Here is an 18,223-nt window from a genome sequence, read left to right on the forward strand (position 1 = left end):
TCGATCAGTGCGGCCAAACCCGCACAACACACCTCACTCGGACGCCACAGCACCATCACCCCATGCCTGCGACAACCTCCCAGGACCGGGTGTTACGGATGCGTTCGGGCGGTATCCCGCACAGGGCGGCGCGCTCGCACCCGAACCGCTGCCAGTCGAGCTGGCCGGGCGCGTGCGCGTCGGAGTCGATCGCGAACTCGCAGCCCATCTCGTACGCCAGCCGCATCAGGCGCTTGGGCGGGTCGAGCCGGTCGGGCCTGGAGTTGATCTCCACCGCGACGCCGAACCTCCGGCACGCCTCGAAGACGACCTCGGCGTCGAACCGCGACTCAGGCCGCCCGCGTCCGCGTACGACGCGGCCGGTGCAGTGCCCGAGGACGTCCACGTCGGGGTCGGCCACCGCCGTGACCATCCGCCGGGTCATGTCCGCGGCCTCCATCCGCAGCAGCGAGTGGACGCTCGCCACCACGACGTCGAGCCGTCCGAGCAGCTCCGGCTCCTGGTCGAGCGAGCCGTCGGCGTTGATGTCCACCTCGATGCCGGTCAGGATCCGGAACGGCGGGCCGCCCTCCCCCGCGTACCGCTCGTTGAGCTCGGCGACGACGTCGAGCTGACGCCGCAGCCGGTCGGCGGACAGACCGTTCGCGATGGTCAGCCGGGGTGAGTGGTCGGTCAGCGCCAGGTATTCGTGACCGAGCGCGCGGGCGGCGTCGGCCATCTCCTCGATCGGCGATCCGCCGTCCGACCAGTCGGAGTGGCTGTGGAAGTCGCCGCGCAGCGCCGACCGCAGCGCCTGCGCGGCCTCGTCCAGGTCGACGTCCTTGGTGTCCTCAAGCCGCCGCAGGTAGGTCGGCACGGCGCCGTCCAGCGCCTCCGTGATGGCCAGGGCCGTCACCTTGCCGATGCCCCGCATGCCGGTCAGGCCGCCGGTGCGCGCGAGCCGTACGAGCTCCTCCCGGGGCAGGCCCTCGATCGCGGCGGCGGCGCCGCGGAAGGCGCGCACGCGGTAGGTCGGCTCGCCGGCCCGTTCGAGCAGGAAGGCGATGCGCTTGAGCGCCTCGACGGGGTCCACAACCGGCACGCTACCCGGCGTACGGAGCCTCAGCCGGGCCGGAGATAACAGACGCATCAGGAACCCGGCACCTGCCTGTCCCGTTCGTCCAACCAGACGATAATGTGTGCCGATCTCGACAGCAGGAGCCCGATTGGCAGAGCCCGGGGAGAGCCCCCCACCCACGACGCCACCCGGCGGCTCCTTGCCGACCCATCCCATGGCCATGAGCGCGCAGCCGCCGGGGACACCGCCGCCCTCCGGCGGCATCAAGTCCTCCACGGCGATCAAGCTCGGCACCCTGGGCGTGCTGTCCGTCCTCGTCGTCGGCTTCTGCGCGGCGCAGGAGGACTACGAGGAGGTCGGCGCCGACTGCGTGGACACCTCGACGCTCAACCTCGACGGTTCCTACCTCGTCGTGGACGACGACTACTGCGACGACGACGGCGGCCGCAGCCACTACTACGGCTCGCACGGCGCGTACCGCTGGTACTACGGCGGCATCCGGAACGGCAGCCGGGTCTACCGCGGCACGACCGTACGGCCGGCCGACGCCCACATCACGACCCGGTCGGGGCGGATCGTGCAGCGGGGCGGCTTCGGCTTCCACTTCGGCGGCGGCGGCTGAGCGGGCCGGCACGTGCGCAGGCTGAGCTCGGCGCCCAGGGAGGACTGGGCCGCCCTCGTCGAGTCGCAGGGGCTCGCGTTCCACCGCTCCGCCCACCCCGAGGGCCTCACCCGGCCCTACTGGGACGAGAGCGTCCACTACGTCTTCACGATGGACGAGGTCCTGGCGCTGGAGGAGCAGGTCGAGGAGCTGCACCGGATGTGCCTGGCGGCGGCCGACCACATCGTGACCTCCGGCCGGTTCGCCGACCTCGGCATCCCCCCGCACTGCCGCGCGGCCGTCGCGGAGTCGTGGCGGCGGCGCGACCCGCACGTCTTCGGCCGGTTCGACCTGCGGTACGACGGCACGGGCCCGGCCAAGCTGCTGGAATACAACGCCGACACCCCGACGAGCCTGGTCGAGAGCTCCGTCGTGCAGTGGTTCTGGCTGAAGGACGTCTATCCGGAAGACGACCAGTGGAACTCGATCCACGAGCGCCTGGTCGACCGCTGGAAGTCGCTCACGCTCCAGACCGGCCCGGCCCACTTCGCGTGGACCAGCGCCGACGAGACGGGCGAGGAGGCGATGACCATCGGCTACCTCCAGGAGACCGCGGAGCAGGCCGGGCTGGTCACTGCGGCGATCGCCATGGAGGACATCGGCTGGGACGCGCTCAACCACAGGTTCGTCGACATGGAGCACCGGGTCGTCCGCACGCTGTGCAAGCTGTATCCCTGGGAGTGGATCGTCGCCGAGCCGTTCGCGCCGCACGCGCTCGCCCAGCAGGTCTCGATGACGTGGATCGAGCCGCTGTGGAAGATGCTGCTGTCCAACAAGGCCCTGCTGGCGATCCTTTGGGAGCTCTATCCGGGCCACCCGAACCTGCTGCCCGCCTACCTCGACGGTCCCCGTGAGCTGGCCGGTGGGCCCGGCTACGTACGCAAGCCGCTGCTCGGCCGCGAGGGCGCCTCGATGCGGATCTCCGCACCGGGCGTCGAGGTGGAGACCGAGGGCGACTACGGCACAGAGGGCTTCGTCTACCAGGAGTTCCTGCCGCTGCCGGACTTCGACGGCTGGCGTCCGGTGCTCGGGGCGTGGGTCGTCGACGACGAGTCGGCCGGAGTCGGCATCCGGGAGACCGCCGGCCTCGTCACCGACGACACGTCCTCTTTCGTCCCCCACCGCATCCACGGCTGAAAGCGAAGGCCCCCGTGAACACCACAACCTCCATCGGCGACGTGCTCGCGCACGGCGCCCTGGCGATCCTCGCGTACGCCATCCTGGGCGTGCTGCTGCTCGTCGCCGGGTTCTACGTCATCGACCTGGCGACGCCCGGGCGGCTCAGCAAGGTCATCCGCACCGACCGCAATCCCAACGCCACGATGCTGGCCGCCTCCAGCGTCGCCGGCGTTGGGCTCGTCGTGGCGGCCTCCATCTGGTCGTCGGGCGGCGCGCTGCAGGAAGGGCTGCTCGCGACGCTCGTGTTCGGCCTGGTGGGCATCGCCGTGCAGACGCTCGGCATGGTGGCCTTCGACAAGGTCGCCGGCATCTCGGTGCGTGAACTCGTCCAGGAAACGACGCTGCAGCCCGCCGCCGTCCTCCTCGGCGTGACGCACTTCTTCATCGGCCTCATCACGGCCGTCGCCGTCATCTGACCGGCGCCGGCGACCTCCGGCCCCGCGCCCATGAAAGATTCATGGGCGCGCGTGAGGAGCCCCAGGTGGGAGCGCCGTACGCCGCGGCAGCGAGTTTCCGGAGATGCGCCCGTATAGACCGTTCCTGCCCGTAGGGCCTACTCTCCTCCTCGTGTTCACGGGGACCACGGCGTCCGGGCGACCGGCGGAGGAGCCGCCCCGGAAAAGCAGCGACCCCGACGACACCCTGGAGGCAGCCGCCGTGGACGGAACGGCCGTCGCGGAGCCCGGAGACGCCGCAGGCACCCGGGCGGCAGGCGAGACAGAGCCCGCGGAGACCCCCGACGCCACGGCCACCGCCGAGCCGCAGGAGCGGCCGGACGGCGAGGCGGACCCGCAAGGCCCGTCCGCGGGGATCCTGCGGTCCAACCGGCACCTGATCGCGCTGTCCGTGCTCTGCGCGCTGTCGACGGCCCTCAACTGCACCCTCTCGCTGCTCAGGCTCGCCCACTTCCAGGTGGCCACCTACGACCTGGTCATCTTCGACGAGGCGGTGCGCGGATACTCGCACTTCTCGGCGCCCACCGTGCCGCTGCGCGGGGTCACCGGCGGCTTCGGCATGGACTACATCCAGCTCGCCGACCACTTCTCGCCGATCCTGGCCGTGCTGGCGCCGTTCTACTGGCTGCACGACGGGCCCGAGACGCTGCTCGTCGCGCAGGCCGTGCTGTTCGCCCTGGCCATCCCGTTCCTGTGGAAGTTCACCCGCCGCGTGCTGGGCACGCCGCACGCCTACCTCGTCTCCGTGGCGTACGCCATCTCCTGGCCGATCGCGCAGGCGACGGCGGTGGAGTTCCACGAGGTGGCCTTCGTGCCTCTGCTGAGCGCGATCGCCGTCGAGCGGCTGCACGCCGGGCGGCGGCTGCCGGGGCTGCTCGCGGTGGCCGGCCTCCTGCTCACCAAGGAGGACCTGGGCCTCATGGTGGCGGGCCTCGGCGTCTGGCTGTTCTTCACCGGGCAGCGCAGGCTCGGGACCGGGCTGGTCTTCACCGGCGTGGCCGTGTTCGAGGTCGTACGCAAGTTCCTGATTCCGCTGGCGGGCGGCAACCCGGCCTACTACACGCGCTACTCCAAGCTCGGCGATGACCTGCCGCAGATGCTGTGGAGCGCCGTCACGCACCCGCTCCAGTTCGTGGGCATGCTCTTCGACGACCACTCGAAGTGGGACACCTGGGGCCTGCTGCTGTGGCCGGCGCTGTTCCTGTGCCTGCTGTCCCCGCTGTTCCTGGCTGCGCTGCCGCTGATCCTCGAACGGCTGCTCGCCGACTCCGACAACTGGTGGTCGACCGGCTGGCATTACGACGCGTTCGTGATCATGGTCCTGCTGATGGCCGGGGTGGACGGCGCCGCCCGGCTCATCCGGTGGCTGGAGCGGCGCGGGGTGCCGCGCCCCGGGCACGGCCTGCGGCTGGCCTACGCCGCCGCGGTCTTCGCGGTCGCGGTCACCACGGTCCCCTACCGGCCGTTCGACAACCTGATGAGCCCGGACTTCTACCAGCCCGATCCCCGTACGGAGGCCAGGGAGCAGGCCATCAGCATGGTCCCCGAAGGCACGGTGGTGGAGGCGAGCGACGACTTCGGCGCGCGGCTGTCCGGCCGGGCGACCGTGCTGTGGTGGGACTACCAGAAGCGGGGCACGCCCTGGATCGTGGCCTCCGTCAACAACGACCTGCGCGGCGTGGTGGACAGCTACCTGACCGAGGGCTACGAGCTGCGCTTCGACCGCCAGGACATCGTCGTCCTGCACCGCATCGGCTCCTGAGGCCGCCGCGCCGCATCGGCGCCCGAGACCGCCGCACCGCGTCGGCGCCCGAGACCGCTGGGCCGCGTCGGCTCCTGAGCCCGCGGCCCGCCGCTCCGACCTGCGGTGACGCCGCCCACACACCCGTACGGCACGATCAATGCGATGACCTGGCACGCTAGAGGGCGTGAGCGAGCGGGGCGCGTGGAACGGCGGGCAGATGCGTACGGACGGGCAGAACGACGACGTCGTCCGGACGGCCGGAGACGGTGTGCCGATGAGCGACGGCGTCCGGGACGACGACAGGATCCGCGAGGACGACAAAATCCGGGAGGACGACAGGATCCGGGAGGACACGGCGCGGCGGCTCGACCGCGCCATGGGCAGCCTCGGAACGGCCGCGATGGCCCGCATGGAGGAGCGGCTGGCCTGGTATCGCGCGCTGTCGGCCGAGGACAGGTCGTGGGTCGGCCTGGTGGCGCAGGCCGGGATCGCGGCGTTCGTCGAGTGGTTCGGCCACGCGGGCGAGGGGCGGCCGACGCCGAGCATCGAGTTCTTCGGCACCGCGCCGCGCGAGCTCAAGCGCAGCGTGTCGCTCCAGCAGACGGTCGATCTCGTCCGCATCGTCGTCGAGGTCGTCGAGGCCCAGGTCGAGGAGCTGGCCGCGCCCGGCGGCGCGGAGCTGCTGCGGCACGCGATGCTGCGCTACACCCGCGACGTCGCCTTCGCCGCCGCCCAGGTGTACGCCAGGGAGGCCGAGGCGCGCGGCTCGTGGGACGCGCGGCTTGAGGCGCTGATCGTGGACGCGCTGGTGCGCGGCCAGGTCGACGACGGGCTGCACTCGTGGGCCGCCGCGCTCGGCTGGACCTCCGCGCCGGTCGTCGTCTTCGCCGGGTACGCCCCGGACGAGGACCCGCAGAGCGTCATCGACGGCCTGCGCGACAAGGGGCGCCGTCTCGGCCACGAGCTGCTCGCCGGGGTGCAGGGCGACCGGCTCATCGTCATCGTCGGCGGCGCGGACGGCGTCAAGGACGCGGCGCGCGGCGTGGTGGCGCGCTTCGGCCCCGGGCCCGTCGTGATCGGGCCAGAGGTGCCCGACCTGCACGCGGCGGCCAGGTCGGCCCGCGCCGCCATCGCGGGCCTGCGTGCCGCCGCCGGGTGGCCCGACGCCCCGCGCCCGGTGCTCGCCGAGGACCTGCTCGCCGAGCGCGCGCTGGACGGCGACGAGGACGCCCGCGCCCAGCTTGTGGAGAACGTCTACAAACCGCTCGCCGGGACCCCGCTGCTCGACACGCTCGCGACCTACCTGGAGCAGGGGACCTCGCTTGAGGCGACGGCCAGGCTGCTGTTCGTCCATCCGAACACCGTGCGATACCGTCTACGTAAGATCACGGAACTGACCGGGTATCAGCCCACGGAGGGGCGGTCCGCATTCACCCTCCAGGTGGGTCTCATACTCGGGCGTCTGTCCGTAACCTGAGCCGGGTGCCTTAATCTGCTCGACACCGAAACTGTAGGTACCCCACAACACGGCAGCGGCAAAGTTCGTTCGGATCTCCATCAGTGTGGTGAACCTCTACAGGGCAGGGTTGAGTACGTGCTCGTCATCGTCGCTCCGGGCCAAGGCGCCCAAACCCCAGGATTCCTCAGTCCGTGGCTCGAGATACCCGAGTTCCGCGACCGGATCTCCGCGTGGTCGGAGATCGTGGAGCTCGACCTCGTGGCGTACGGGACGACCGCGGGCGCCGATGAGATCCGCGACACCGCCGTGGCCCAGCCCCTGCTCGTGGCCGCCGCCCTGGCGTCGTTCGAGACGCTCGGGATCAGGCCCGACGTGGTCGCGGGACACAGCGTCGGCGAGCTCGCCGCGGCCGCGATCGCCGGGGTGCTGACCCCCGAACAGGCCCTCGCCCTGGTGCGCGAGCGCGGCCGGGCGATGGCCAAGGCCGCCGCCGTCACCGAGACCGGCATGACCGCGGTGCTCGGCGGCGCGGAGGAGGACGTCCTCGCCGCCATCTCCAAGCACGGACTGACCCCCGCCAACATGAACGGCGCGGGCCAGATCGTCGCGGGCGGCACGCTGGCGCAGCTGGAGGCCTTCGCGGCCGAGCCGCCGGAGAAGGCGCGGGTGCGCCCCCTGGCGGTCGCCGGAGCCTTCCACACCGTCCACATGGCCCCCGCCGTCGACCACCTGCGCACCGAGGCCGCGGCGCTGACCCCCGCGGACCCGTCGGTCACGCTGCTGTCCAACTCCGACGGCGCGGCCGTCTCCGGCGGTGCCGAGTTCCTCGACCGGCTGGTGAACCAGGTGGCCAGCCCGGTCCGGTGGGACGCCTGCATGGCGACGATGGCCGAGCGCGGCGTCACCGCCATGATCGAGCTGCTGCCCGGCGGCACGCTGACCGGCCTGGCCCGGCGGGCCCTGCCCGGAGTGAAGACCGTGGCGCTCAAGACCCCTGACAACCTGGACACCGCCCGGGAGGTGCTGCAGTGAAGCTCGGCCAAGGCGCCCCCGCGGCGAGGATCCTGGCGTTCGGTGGCTATCAGCCCGCCAACGTCGTGACCAACGACGATCTCGCCGCCCGGCTCGACACCAACGACGAGTGGATCCAGAGCCGCGTCGGCATCAAGGAACGCCGTGTGGCGGGCCCGGAGGAGTCCGAGATCGACCTCGCCGTGCAGGCGGGTGGCAAGGCCCTCGCGGCCAGCGGCCTGTCCAGCGACGACATCGACCTGGTGATCGTGGCGACCTGCACGATCGAGGCCCCCATCCCCAACGCCGCCGGCCGCGTCGCCCACCGGCTCGGCATCACCGCCCCCGGCGCCTTCGACATCAACGCCGCCTGCGCCGGCTTCTGCTACGCGCTGGCCGCCGCGTCCGACGCGGTGCGGTCGGGTTCGGCGACCAACGTGCTGGTGGTCGGCAGCGAGAAGCTCAGCCAGTGGGTCGACAGCGAAGACCGTTCGACCGCCGTGATCTTCGCCGACGGCGCGGGCGCCGCGGTCGTGGGCCCCTCCGACCGGCCCGGCATCGGCCCGGTGGCCTGGGGCAGCGCCGGTGACAAGGCCGAGGCCATCCAGGTCAAGGACCGCCGGTCCTACCTCTATCAGGAAGGCCAGACGGTGTTCCGCTGGGCCACCACCGCGCTTCACCCGGTGGCCAGGCTCGCCTGCGAACGTGCGGGCGTGGACCCCTCCGACCTGGCCGCCTTCGTCCCCCACCAGGCGAACCTGCGGATCGTCGAGTCCATCGCGCGCAAGCTGGGCGCCGACAACGCCGTCGTCGCCAGGGACATCGTGCTCGCCGGCAACACCTCCGCCGCGTCGATTCCGCTCGCGCTCTCGCGCATGATCGAGCGCGGCGAGGTCCAGTCGGGCGGTCTGGCGCTGCTGCTGGGCTTCGGCGCCGGCCTCACCTACGCCTCCCAGGTGATCGAGATCCCCTGAGGAACTTGTACGGCCTGCCGTACAGAGCTGGGGCAACCCAGGAAACCGGAAGACAGCAAATCCAAGGAGTAATCGCGACATGGCACTGACCGAGCAGGAGATCCTCGCGGGCCTCGGCAAGATCATCAACGAGATCACCGGCATTTCGGCCGACGAGGTCACCCCGGAGAAGAGCTTCGTGGACGACCTGGACATCGACTCGCTCTCCATGGTCGAGATCGCCGTCGCGGCCCAGGACGAGTTCGGCGTCGAGATCCCCGACGACCAGCTCAAGAACCTCAAGACCGTCAAGGACGTCATCAGCTTCATCCAGGCCTGAGTTCCACGGCCGCACGGGCGTGCCCGCCCCGCCTCCCGCGAGGCGACAGGGCGCGTCCGGCCCCCTTTCACGCCCCGATACCAAGAGGAGTGCAGACAAGTGAGTAAGGACCGGGTACGTGTCGTAGTCACCGGGCTCGGCGCGACGACGCCCCTCGGTGGAGACGTCGCATCGACCTGGTCGGCGCTCCTCGAGGGGCGGTCGGGCATCCGCCCGCTCACCGAGGACTGGGTCGACTCCGTTCCGGTGAAGTTCGCCGGCACCGCGGCCGTCGATCCGGCCGAGGTCCTGCCGCGGCCGGAGGCCCGCAGGCTCGACCGCAGTGAGCAGTTCGCGCTGATCGCCGCCCGCCAGGCATGGCAGGACGCGGGGGCCCCCGAGGTTCCCTCCGAGCGGCTCGGCGTCTGCGTGTCCAGCGGCATCGGCGGCATCGGCACCACGCTGTCGGCCTACGACACCTTCAAGGAGAAGGGCTGGCAGCGGCTGTCGCCGTTCACCGTTCCGATGCTCATGCCGAACGGCCCGGCGGCCTGGGTGGGCCTGGAGCTCGGCGCCATGGCCGGGGTCCACGCCACCGTCTCCGCCTGCGCGTCCGGCGCCGAGGCCATCGGCTACGCCATGGAGATGATCCGCAGGGGCCGGGCTGACGTCGTGGTCGCCGGCGGCACGGAGGCCGCGATCCACCCGCTGAACATGGCGGCCTTCGCGGCGGCCCGGGCCATGTCCACGAGGAACGACGAGCCCGAGCGGGCCTCCCGCCCCTGGGACCGGGGCCGTGACGGCTTCGTCCTCGGCGAGGGCGCCGGCCTGGTCGTGCTGGAGTCGTACGAGCACGCGGTGGCCCGCGGCGCCCGCATCTACGCGGTGGCGGCCGGCCTGGGCATGTCCGCCGACTCGCACCACATCACCCAGCCGGAACCCGAGGGCCGCGGCGTCATGATGGCGATGACCCAGGCCCTGACCGACGCGGACCTGACCGGCCGCGACATCCTTCACGTCAACGCGCACGCCACCTCCACTCCCGCGGGCGACGTCATCGAGGCGCAGGCCATCCAGAAGTCGATCGGATCGCATCCCCTCGTCACGTCGACGAAGTCGATGACCGGGCACCTGCTCGGCGGCGCCGGCGGCATCGAGTCGGTGTTCACGATCAAGGCGCTGGCCGAGCGCGTGGTGCCGCCCACGATCAACCTGGACGACCTCGACGAGGGCGTCGACGTGGACATCGTGCGCGCCAAGCCGCGTGACCTCCCCGAGGGGCAGATCGCCGCGGTCAACAACTCCTTCGGGTTCGGCGGACACAACGTCGCCGTGGCCTTCACGACGGTTTGACATAGGGAGTCTCGAATGACAGTGCTGGACAGCAGAACGGTGGCCGACGCCGCCGACGCCGCCGCCGTCGACCCCCGTGACCCCCTGGTGCGCCTGGGCCACCTGCTCGACGAGGGCTCGATCCGGCCGATCACCCCCGAGGACAAGAGCGGCGTGCTGGCGGTGTCCGGGCGCGTCGAAGGCGTGCCGGTCGTCGCGTTCTGCAGCGACGCCCGGGTCCAGGGCGGCGCCATGGGCGCGGAGGGCTGTGAGCACATCGTCCACGCCTACGACGTGGCCGTGCGGGAGCGGGTGCCGATCATCGGCCTCTGGCACTCCGGCGGCGCCCGCCTCGCCGAGGGTGCCGAGTCCCTGCACGCGGTCGGCCGGGTCTTCGCCGCCATGACCAAGGCGTCGGGCCTGGTCCCCCAGATCTCCGTCGTGGTCGGCCCGGTGGCCGGCGGCGGCGCGTACGGCCCCGCCCTGACCGACATCGTGATCCTCGCCGACAGCGGCCGCATCTTCGTCACCGGTCCGGACGTCGTGCGCAGCGTGACCGGCGAGGAGACCGACATGGCCTCCCTCGGCGGTCCGGAGCCGCACAGCAAGCGCAGCGGCGTCGTCCACGTCGTCACCAAGGACGAGCCCGAGGCGATGCTGCGGGCCCGCCAGCTCGCCGTACTGCTCGGCCACCAGGGCCGGGTGCGCGACGACGTGGACGAGGTCGACTTCGGCACCCTGCTCCCCGACAACCCCCGCCGCGCGTACGACGTGCACCCGCTGGTCAAGGGGCTGCTCGACGAGCCCGGCGTGGAGCTGCACCCCAAGTGGGCGCCGAACATCGTCACCACCCTGGGCCGCCTCGGCGGCCGCACGGTCGGCGTCATCGCCAACAACCCCATGCGGCTCGGCGGCTGCCTCGACTCCGCCTCCGCGGAGAAGGCCGCCCGGTTCGTCCGGATGTGCGATGCCTTCGGGGTGCCGCTGGTGGTGCTCGTGGACGTGCCCGGCTACCTCCCCGGGGTCGGCCAGGAGCACGACGGGATCGTACGGCGCGGCGCGAAGCTGCTGCACGCGTTCGCCGAGGCGTCCGTGCCCCGCATCACGCTCATCACCCGCAAGGCGTACGGCGGGGCCTACATCGCGATGAACTCCCGCTCGCTCGGCGCGACCCGGGTGTTCGCCTGGCCGGACATCCAGGTGGCGGTCATGGGCGCGGTCGCCGCGGTGCGCATCCTCAAGCGGCGCGAGCTGGCCGCCGCTCCCGAGGAGGAGCGCTCCGCGCTCGAGGCCCGGCTGGCCGAGGAGCACGAGAAGACGGCGGGCGGCCTCCAGCGCGCCCTCGACCTCGGCGTGATCGACGAGGTGATCGAGCCGGCCAAGACGCGCGGCATGATCGCCCGGGTGCTCGCCCAGGCCACCCCGGCCCGGGGCGCCCACGGCAACATCCCCCTCTGACGACGCCCCTCTGACGACGCCCCTCTGGCGGCGCCTATCTGAGGACGCCTTTCGGACGACGCACCGGAAGCGCCGGTCCCTGAACGCGGGGACCGGCGCTTTCGCGTTCTCTCGCGGCGGATATCCGCTACTTGACGATTCCGCTGGTTCTCACGGCCTCGCCGGCGGCGTCCTGCGACTGGGTGACGGGCCGGCCGGCCGGCGGCTCGGGTATGGGGCGATGCAACTGCCCGGCCCGGGGGTGTAGGGCCCGCCGCGTGACCACGCCACCGCGCTCGCCGTGCTACGCCGGGCCGTGGAACTCGGCGTCACCCACATCGACACCAGCGACTCCTACGGCCCGCATGTGGCCAACGACCAGCCGCCGGGCGAGAACGCTCATGGGCTCCTCCTCGGGTCCGCGTCGGGGGGTGCGGACGTGGATGAGTCCCGGTATATCTGCGAAAAAGGCGGCTTTCTATGTGGTTTTCATAAGGCGCACCCGCGCGTTGTTATCACGATCCGCGCAAAACAGACCACCGCGGCGCAGGATTCAGGCCACCGCGGCGCAGGGCTGAGACCGCGGTGGCACAGGATCAGACGGCCGCGTGCAGCCAGCGCACCGGCGCGCCCTCGCCCGCGTAGCGGAACGACTCCAGTTCCTCGTCCCACTGCTTGCCGAGCAGGCGGTCGAGCTCCTCTTCCAGGACGACCCGGCCCTGGGCGGCCATCAGCATCACGTTGCGCAGGCGGTCTTCGGGGATCAGGATGTCCCCGTTCGCGCCGACGACCGCCGTGAACGCGCCGAGCGTCGGCGTGTAGGCGTGCCGGGAGCCGTCGACACCCGGTGAAGCGTCCTCGGTTATCTCGAACCGGATGCGCTGCCAGCCCATGAGTGAGGACGTGATCGCCGCCGCCGTGCCGGGACGCCCCTCCCACTCCGCCTGGGCCCGCAGGGTCCCGGGCGCGGCGGGCTGGGCGGTCCACGTCAGGTCGACGGGTACGCCAAGAACGCCTGCGACGGCCCACTCGATGTGCGGGCACAGCGCAGGCTGAGCCGAGTGGACGTACAGGACGCCACGAGCAGCAGCCACCGGACCTCCCAATTCGCATGAGGTGCGCCTTCCCCAACGGCCTCATACTTGGAATGATCACGGTTGGATGACTGTAGGAGAGACTACCGTCCGTTGCAGCCTGGCACCAGAGGGGGGTCATACCGATTGGTGCTTGGCGACCAACCAATTCGGGAAGGACACGCTCCGTAATCAATACGGAAAGGCTTTCCCATGCGCAGCCGGCTCGTCGAACCCCTCCCCGGACGGCCCGCCCTGATCCGGCCCGACGAACTCCTGACCTCCTCTCCCACCGCCGTCTCCCGGTGGGCACTGGCCTCCGAGCCCCTTCCGGGCACCGGCCGGGTCCACCGCGTACGGCTGCCGCCGGGCACCGACGTGATCGACCTGACGGCCACGCTCCGCGACCGCGGGCACGCCGCCTCCCCCAACCATGTCCTTTCCGGCCAGCCGCTGTTCTTCGGCGGGCCCGGCGGGCCGCCCGCACCCGCGGCGGCCCCGCCGTACGAGCCGGGTGAGCCGGGCGAGGTCGTCGCCGCGGTCCTCGACACCGGCCTGGCGCCGCACCCCTGGATGGCACGGTGGTACGACGACGACATCGCCGAGACGCCCGACGCGGACGGCGACGGCGTGCGCGACCGGCAGGCGGGACACGGCACGTTCGTGGCCGGGCTGATCCTGCGGCACGCGCCCGGCGTACGGCTGCGCGTCCTCCGCCTCCTCGACAGCGACGGCGTCAGCGACCAGGCGGCGCTGCTGCGGGCGCTCGCCGTGCTGCGCGACGGCCGGACCGACGTGGTGAACCTCTCCTTCGGCGGGCACACCTTCGACGACGCGCCGCCCCTCGGGCTGGCCGAGGCGCTCGCGGGCTTCCCCGCCGTCGTCGCGTGCGCGGGCAACACCGCGTCGTCGCGTCCCTTCTGGCCCGCGGCACTGCCCGGCGTGGTCGCGGTCGGCGCACTCGACGGCGACAACAGGGCCGAGTTCTCCGCGTACGGCCCATGGGTGGACGTCTGGGCCCCGGGTGTCGGGCTGACGAGCAGCTTCCTCGAGTTCGGCGACTTCCACGGCTACGCCACCTGGAGCGGCACCTCGTTCGCCGCCGCCGTCGTCACCGGCGCGCTCGCCCGCCTGTGCCGGAAGGTGCCGCCGGCGGAGGCCGTACGCCGCCTGCTCGACGGCGACAGGCGGGTCGCGGATCTCGGGGTGGTCGTGACGAGCGGGGATCGGTAAGGTTCTCGTCACCATACGCTTTCCCCCGAGCGCGCAGAGTGACGGATGACGACAGACAACTCCTTCGCCACCATCGACCAGGCCGCCTGGGAGGACCTGGTCGCCCGATTCGACGGCAGGATGTGGGCGGTCGCCCGGGCGTTCGGGCTGAGCACCGCCGACGCGGCCGACGCCGTACAGGGTGCATGGCTCCGGCTCGTGGAGAGCGCGGACACGATCCGCGACCCCGAACGGATCGGCGCCTGGCTCGTCACCACGACCCGGCACGAGGCCGCCCGGCTCAGCCGCAGGGCACGCGGGGAGGTGGTCTCCGACCTGGACGTGCCCGACACGGCACTGCCCGACCCGACCGCTGCGGTGGTGGACGCCGACTTCGGCAGGCAGGTGTGGCGCAGGCTCGACCTGCTCGGTGAGCCGTGCCGGTCGCTCATCCGCCTCTACGTGCTCCACCCCGAGGCGCGGTACGCCCAGATAGCGGTCCGTCTGAACCTGCCGATCGGCAGCATCGGCCCCACCCGGGCCCGATGCATGGCCCGCCTGCGCGCTCTTGTGGAAGAGGAGGACGCATCGTGAGGGAGGAATACCTGCTGGCGGCCCTGCGCATGGGAGCGGGCGCCGACCCGGTGCCGGAAGGCGTGTCGGCCGCCGCCCGCGCGGTCTTCGGCCTGCGGGTGCCCGGAGGCGTGCCCGCCGGGCCGGTCGACCTTCCCGTGCCGCAGGGGGCTCGCTTCGCCGCCGATGCCGGAACGGCACAAGACGAACACGCACAGGCCGAACGCGCGCAGCCCGAGACGGCACAGGGCGAGACGACGCGGCCCGGGACCGCGCAGGCCGGTGTCCGCCGGTTCAGTGCCGATGGCCTGGTCATCGACGTCGAGACGACCGTCACCGGAGGGCGTATGGAGGTGGCCGGTCAGGTGTCCCCCGCCCCCGGGCCGGATGCCACGGTCGAAGTGCGGACGCCGCACATCGCCAAGGTCCGTACGCCCTCCGGCAGCGGCCACTTCGCGGTGGCCGGCCTGCCGCCTGGCTGGGTCAGCGTCGTCTGCCACCGGCCCGGCCACCCGCCCGTCTTCACCCGCTGGATCCACGTGCACCCATGACTCCGCCCGGGGACTCGCTGGACGTAGATCCGCACGGCGTCGATCCGCACGCCATCGATCCGCACGCCATCGATCCGCACGGCGTCGATTTGCTCGGCAGGGCCGAGGCTGCCGTACGGCTCTCCGCGACCGACCCCCGGCTGGCCCTCGTGGAGGCGAGAGCCGTACTGGACCTGGCCGGGTGGCCGGGACCCGCGGGCGCGTACGGCGAGGCGGCGTCGGTGGCGCTGCGCGCGACCGCGCTGGCGGCCCGCGAGCTGGGCGACCTCGAGCTCGCCGGAGAGCGGCTGGAGGAGGCGATCACGGCGGGGCGCGGGTTTCCACGCCGGGTGGCGCAGGCCCGGATGTCGCTCGTCACCGTGCGGGCCCAGCTCGGCGACCCCGAGGGCGGGCTGCGCCTCGCCGACCTCGCCGAACGGGACCTCTCGGGAGCGGACCTCGCGAGGCTCGGCGTGCAGCGGTCGGTCGCCCTGATCCTGCTGGGACGGCACGAGGAGGCCGTACGGCACTGCGACCGGGCGATCGGCCTGCTGGGCGACGACGCCCACTTCAGGGCGGGCGGGCTGCTCAACCGCGGCCTCGCGCACGCCTACCGTGAGCGGTATGCCGAGGCCGAGGCCGATCTCGCGGAGTGCGCCCGGCTTGCGAGGTCGGCCGGCCTGGACCACATCGCGATGCTGGCGGAGGGCAATCTGCCGTTCGTGGCGGCCCGGCGCGGCGACATCGCCGCCGCCTTCGCGCGATACCGGGCGGCCGAGGCGACCCTCTTCGGCTTTCCTGAACGGCTCGCGGTGATGCGCACGGACTTCGCCGAAGCGCTGCTGGCCGCGCGCCTGCCCGGTGAGGCACGCACGCTGCTCGAACAGGCCGTCCCCGAACTGGTGGCGGCCGGGGCGCAGGCGGCGGTGCCCGGCGCACGGCTGCTGCTCGCCCAGGCCGCGCTCCTCGCCGGGGACGCCACGCTGGCCGCGGCGACGGCGCGTACGGCGCTCGCGGAGCTGGACGCCCAGGGCAGGACGGCCTGGCTGCCCCTGGCCAGGGAGGTCGTCCTGCGCGCCCGCCTCGCGGAGACACCCGCACCACCGGACGCACCCGCGCACGAGGCGTCGGACGCCGAGAGCCTGGTCACCGATCTGGTCGCCTGCGCCGGCGAGCTCGCGGTGTGCGGATGGCCTGCTGCCTCGGCCGCGCTGCGGCTCACCGCCGCGGCGGCGGCCGTACGGCTGGGCGCGATCACGCAGGCCCGCGCCCAGCTCGACCACGCCGCCACCGCCACCCGCCCGCTCGTACGCTGGCACGCGGTGGCGATGCGGCATCGGTTGGACGGGGACCTCGATCAGGCCCTGATTGCCGCGGCCCGAGGAATCGAGGCCGTGCACTCCCCCGGCGACGCCGGTCCACTCGATGACCAGGCCGGTCCGCACGGCGACACCGCCGGTCCGCATGGTGACGCGGCAGGTCCCATCGGTGACGCGGCCGGTCCGCGCGACCGTGACGCGGCGCGGGACGCGGAGCTGCGGGTGCACGCGGCACGGCCGGCCGAGGACCTTGCCGCGCTCGGCCTGGAGATCGCCCTCGACCGGGCCCGACGGACGGGCGATGCCCGAACCGTGCTCGAATGGGCCGAACGGTGGCGGGCGGTCGTGCGCGGCGCCCCGGTTCCCGCGCCGCTGCTACACGGCAGCATGCCGACCGGGTCCAGGTTGCACGGCTTTATGCCGACCGGGTCCGGGCCGCACGGCGACCCGCCCGCCGGATCCGGGCTGCTCGTGGAGCTCGTACGGCGCGGCGACGACCTGTTCGCCGTCACGGCCGGCTCAGGGGGATGCACGCTGCGGTTCCTCGGCAGCTACCAGGCGGCAGTGGAGGCGACCGTGCGCATCAGGTATGGCCTGCGCCGCCGTGCCCTGCTCGACACCCTGCCCCGCCCCGGGCGCAACACCCCGCCCGGCCCCAGGCGCGACACCCCACCCGACGCTCCGCTTGACTACGGGCGCAGCACTCTGCGGGATGCGCCGGGCGGCGTGGATGCTTTTCCCATGTCAGTGGGCGAGGGACTCGCAGGGGAGCTGTGCGCGCTCGACCACGTTCTCCTGTCCGGTCCAGGCACCCTGTCGTTGGCGGGGAGCCCGCCCGGCAGCCCGGTGACGATCGTGCCCACCGGAGCGTTGTACACGCTGCCCTGGCCGCTGCTTCCCTCGCTACGCGGCAGGCCGGTGTCGGTGACCGCCGATGCCACCGCGTGGCTCGCCTCACGCCGAGGTCCGGCCGGAGCCCCTCTGGTGCTGTCGCTCGCGGGGCCGGGGCTCGATCACGCCGAGGCCGAGGCCGACATGGTCGCCGCCGCGCACACTCGAGGGCGGCGCATCGGCGCGACCAGGGCGGAGGTGCTCCGCGCGATCGAGCAGGCCGACGTGCTCCACATCGCCGCGCACGGGATGTTCAGCCCGCGCGGGCCCATGCTGTCGCAGATCACGCTCGACGACGGGCCGCTCATGGCCTACGACCTGCTGACCGCGCGGCGGATCCCGCGTCTCGTCGTGCTGTCGGCCTGCGACGCGGGGATGGCCCACGCCCCGGTGGACGGCGCGGCGCTGGGCCTCGCCGGCGCCTTCCTCGACAGCGCCGCCCGCAACGGGGACGCCGCGTGCGTGGTGGCCGGTGTCGTGCCGGTGCGCGACGACGAGGCGCGAACGCTCATGACGCTCTTCCACACGCTGCTGGCCGAGGGCCGCTCCCCCGCCGAGGCGCTCGCCCAGGCCGCCGAGAAGACGGCAGTGCCAGGCTTCGTCTGCTTCGGCGCCGGCGACGAACCCCTCGCCACGAGCTGACGGCCCGCCACCGGACCAGCATCAGGACCCAGTGCCGGAGTCAGGCGTCATGAGCTGGCTCCGGGACGATCGCCAGTATCCGGCACCGAAGCCAAACATCGCAGCCGACCATGCGAGCGAAGCTCCAGGACGCGCATCAGGATCCAGCAATGAAGCCGAGCAGCCAGGCGAGCAGCGGAACCAAGCGCGCGAGCCAAGCTCCGGGACGATCGCCAGGGTCCGGCACCGAAGCCAAGCACCGGAGCCGACCCCGCGAGCCGATCTCCGGCACGAGCGCCAGTGTCCAGCGCTGAAGCCGAGCACCCAGCCAAGCACCGGAGCCGACCCCGCGAGCAAAGCCCCGGACAGGCGCCAGGGTCGAGTGCTGGAACCGTGC

The 18,223-nt window shown here is 72.5% G+C and carries 16 protein-coding genes and 1 pseudogene; 15 read left to right on the top strand and 2 right to left on the bottom strand.

Translation table 11 applies throughout. The annotated features are described in order from the left end of the window. Positions 1 to 55 precede the first annotated feature (55 nt). Complete coding sequence (locus OHB01_RS38775; RefSeq protein ID WP_221889864.1) at positions 56 to 1,072, bottom strand: PHP domain-containing protein; 1,017 nt, start codon at positions 1,070 to 1,072, stop codon at positions 56 to 58. 205 nt (positions 1,073 to 1,277) lie between these two features. Here OHB01_RS38775 and OHB01_RS38780 point away from each other — a divergent pair, with 205 nt between their 5' ends. The 11 genes and pseudogenes from OHB01_RS38780 to OHB01_RS38830 form a co-directional block, all read left to right on the top strand. After that, positions 1,278 to 1,679 (top strand): hypothetical protein, encoded by a 402-nt coding sequence (locus OHB01_RS38780; RefSeq protein WP_142645864.1) that lies wholly within the window; start codon positions 1,278 to 1,280, stop codon positions 1,677 to 1,679. A gap of 12 nt (positions 1,680 to 1,691) precedes the next feature. Beyond that, a complete protein-coding gene (locus OHB01_RS38785) occupies positions 1,692 to 2,855 on the top strand; it encodes a glutathionylspermidine synthase family protein (RefSeq protein ID WP_142645689.1) in 1,164 nt (387 codons plus the stop codon). Positions 2,856 to 2,869: 14 nt separating this feature from the next. Continuing rightward, positions 2,870 to 3,313 carry a DUF350 domain-containing protein gene (locus OHB01_RS38790; RefSeq protein ID WP_142645690.1) on the top strand — a complete coding sequence of 148 codons (444 nt, stop codon included), beginning with the start codon at positions 2,870 to 2,872 and terminating at the stop codon, positions 3,311 to 3,313. A 151-nt stretch (positions 3,314 to 3,464) separates the two neighbouring features. Continuing rightward, positions 3,465 to 5,114, top strand: coding sequence for a DUF2079 domain-containing protein (locus OHB01_RS38795; protein WP_168065659.1), 1,650 nt, complete (start codon positions 3,465 to 3,467; stop codon positions 5,112 to 5,114). A 256-nt stretch (positions 5,115 to 5,370) separates the two neighbouring features. Beyond that, complete coding sequence (locus tag OHB01_RS38800; RefSeq protein WP_142645865.1) at positions 5,371 to 6,573, top strand: PucR family transcriptional regulator; 1,203 nt, start codon at positions 5,371 to 5,373, stop codon at positions 6,571 to 6,573. Between the two features lie 117 nt (positions 6,574 to 6,690). Then, complete coding sequence (locus OHB01_RS38805; protein ID WP_142645692.1) at positions 6,691 to 7,587, top strand: ACP S-malonyltransferase; 897 nt, start codon at positions 6,691 to 6,693, stop codon at positions 7,585 to 7,587. Beyond that, positions 7,584 to 8,540 (top strand): beta-ketoacyl-ACP synthase III, encoded by a 957-nt coding sequence (locus tag OHB01_RS38810; RefSeq protein WP_142645693.1) that lies wholly within the window; start codon positions 7,584 to 7,586, stop codon positions 8,538 to 8,540. Before OHB01_RS38805 ends, OHB01_RS38810 begins: the two co-directional genes overlap by 4 nt. A 79-nt stretch (positions 8,541 to 8,619) precedes the next feature. Beyond that, complete coding sequence (locus OHB01_RS38815; protein ID WP_030505676.1) at positions 8,620 to 8,859, top strand: acyl carrier protein; 240 nt, start codon at positions 8,620 to 8,622, stop codon at positions 8,857 to 8,859. Between the two features lie 99 nt (positions 8,860 to 8,958). Further along, the gene (gene fabF / locus OHB01_RS38820) at positions 8,959 to 10,191 is read left to right on the top strand and encodes a beta-ketoacyl-ACP synthase II (protein ID WP_328854708.1); all 1,233 of its coding nucleotides are present in this window, start codon (positions 8,959 to 8,961) and stop codon (positions 10,189 to 10,191) included. 15 nt (positions 10,192 to 10,206) lie between these two features. Continuing rightward, positions 10,207 to 11,628, top strand: a complete 1,422-nt coding sequence (locus tag OHB01_RS38825; RefSeq protein WP_142645695.1) for an acyl-CoA carboxylase subunit beta — start codon at positions 10,207 to 10,209, stop codon at positions 11,626 to 11,628. A 172-nt stretch (positions 11,629 to 11,800) separates the two neighbouring features. Beyond that, a pseudogene (locus OHB01_RS38830) lies at positions 11,801 to 11,980 on the top strand (aldo/keto reductase); the annotation flags it as partial. Positions 11,981 to 12,203: 223 nt separating this feature from the next. Here OHB01_RS38830 and OHB01_RS38835 read toward each other — a convergent pair. Then, positions 12,204 to 12,701: a DUF3145 domain-containing protein gene (locus tag OHB01_RS38835; protein ID WP_179155579.1), complete on the bottom strand. Its 498-nt coding sequence runs from the start codon at positions 12,699 to 12,701 to the stop codon at positions 12,204 to 12,206. Positions 12,702 to 12,893: 192 nt separating this feature from the next. Here OHB01_RS38835 and OHB01_RS38840 point away from each other — a divergent pair, with 192 nt between their 5' ends. The 4 genes from OHB01_RS38840 to OHB01_RS38855 are packed head-to-tail and all read left to right on the top strand — an operon-like array spanning position 12,894 to position 17,847. Continuing rightward, a complete protein-coding gene (locus tag OHB01_RS38840) occupies positions 12,894 to 13,913 on the top strand; it encodes a S8 family peptidase (RefSeq protein WP_147942858.1) in 1,020 nt (339 codons plus the stop codon). A 45-nt stretch (positions 13,914 to 13,958) separates the two neighbouring features. Beyond that, complete coding sequence (locus tag OHB01_RS38845; protein WP_142645697.1) at positions 13,959 to 14,486, top strand: RNA polymerase sigma factor; 528 nt, start codon at positions 13,959 to 13,961, stop codon at positions 14,484 to 14,486. Continuing rightward, positions 14,483 to 15,016 (top strand): hypothetical protein, encoded by a 534-nt coding sequence (locus tag OHB01_RS38850; RefSeq protein ID WP_328854709.1) that lies wholly within the window; start codon positions 14,483 to 14,485, stop codon positions 15,014 to 15,016. Before OHB01_RS38845 ends, OHB01_RS38850 begins: the two co-directional genes overlap by 4 nt. Further along, positions 15,013 to 17,847 carry a CHAT domain-containing tetratricopeptide repeat protein gene (locus tag OHB01_RS38855; protein ID WP_328854710.1) on the top strand — a complete coding sequence of 945 codons (2,835 nt, stop codon included), beginning with the start codon at positions 15,013 to 15,015 and terminating at the stop codon, positions 17,845 to 17,847. The genes OHB01_RS38850 and OHB01_RS38855 overlap by 4 nt, the downstream gene beginning before the upstream one ends. Positions 17,848 to 18,223: the final 376 nt, after the last annotated feature.

The organism is Microbispora hainanensis, from assembly GCF_036186745.1.
GTDB lineage: Bacteria > Actinomycetota > Actinomycetes > Streptosporangiales > Streptosporangiaceae > Microbispora.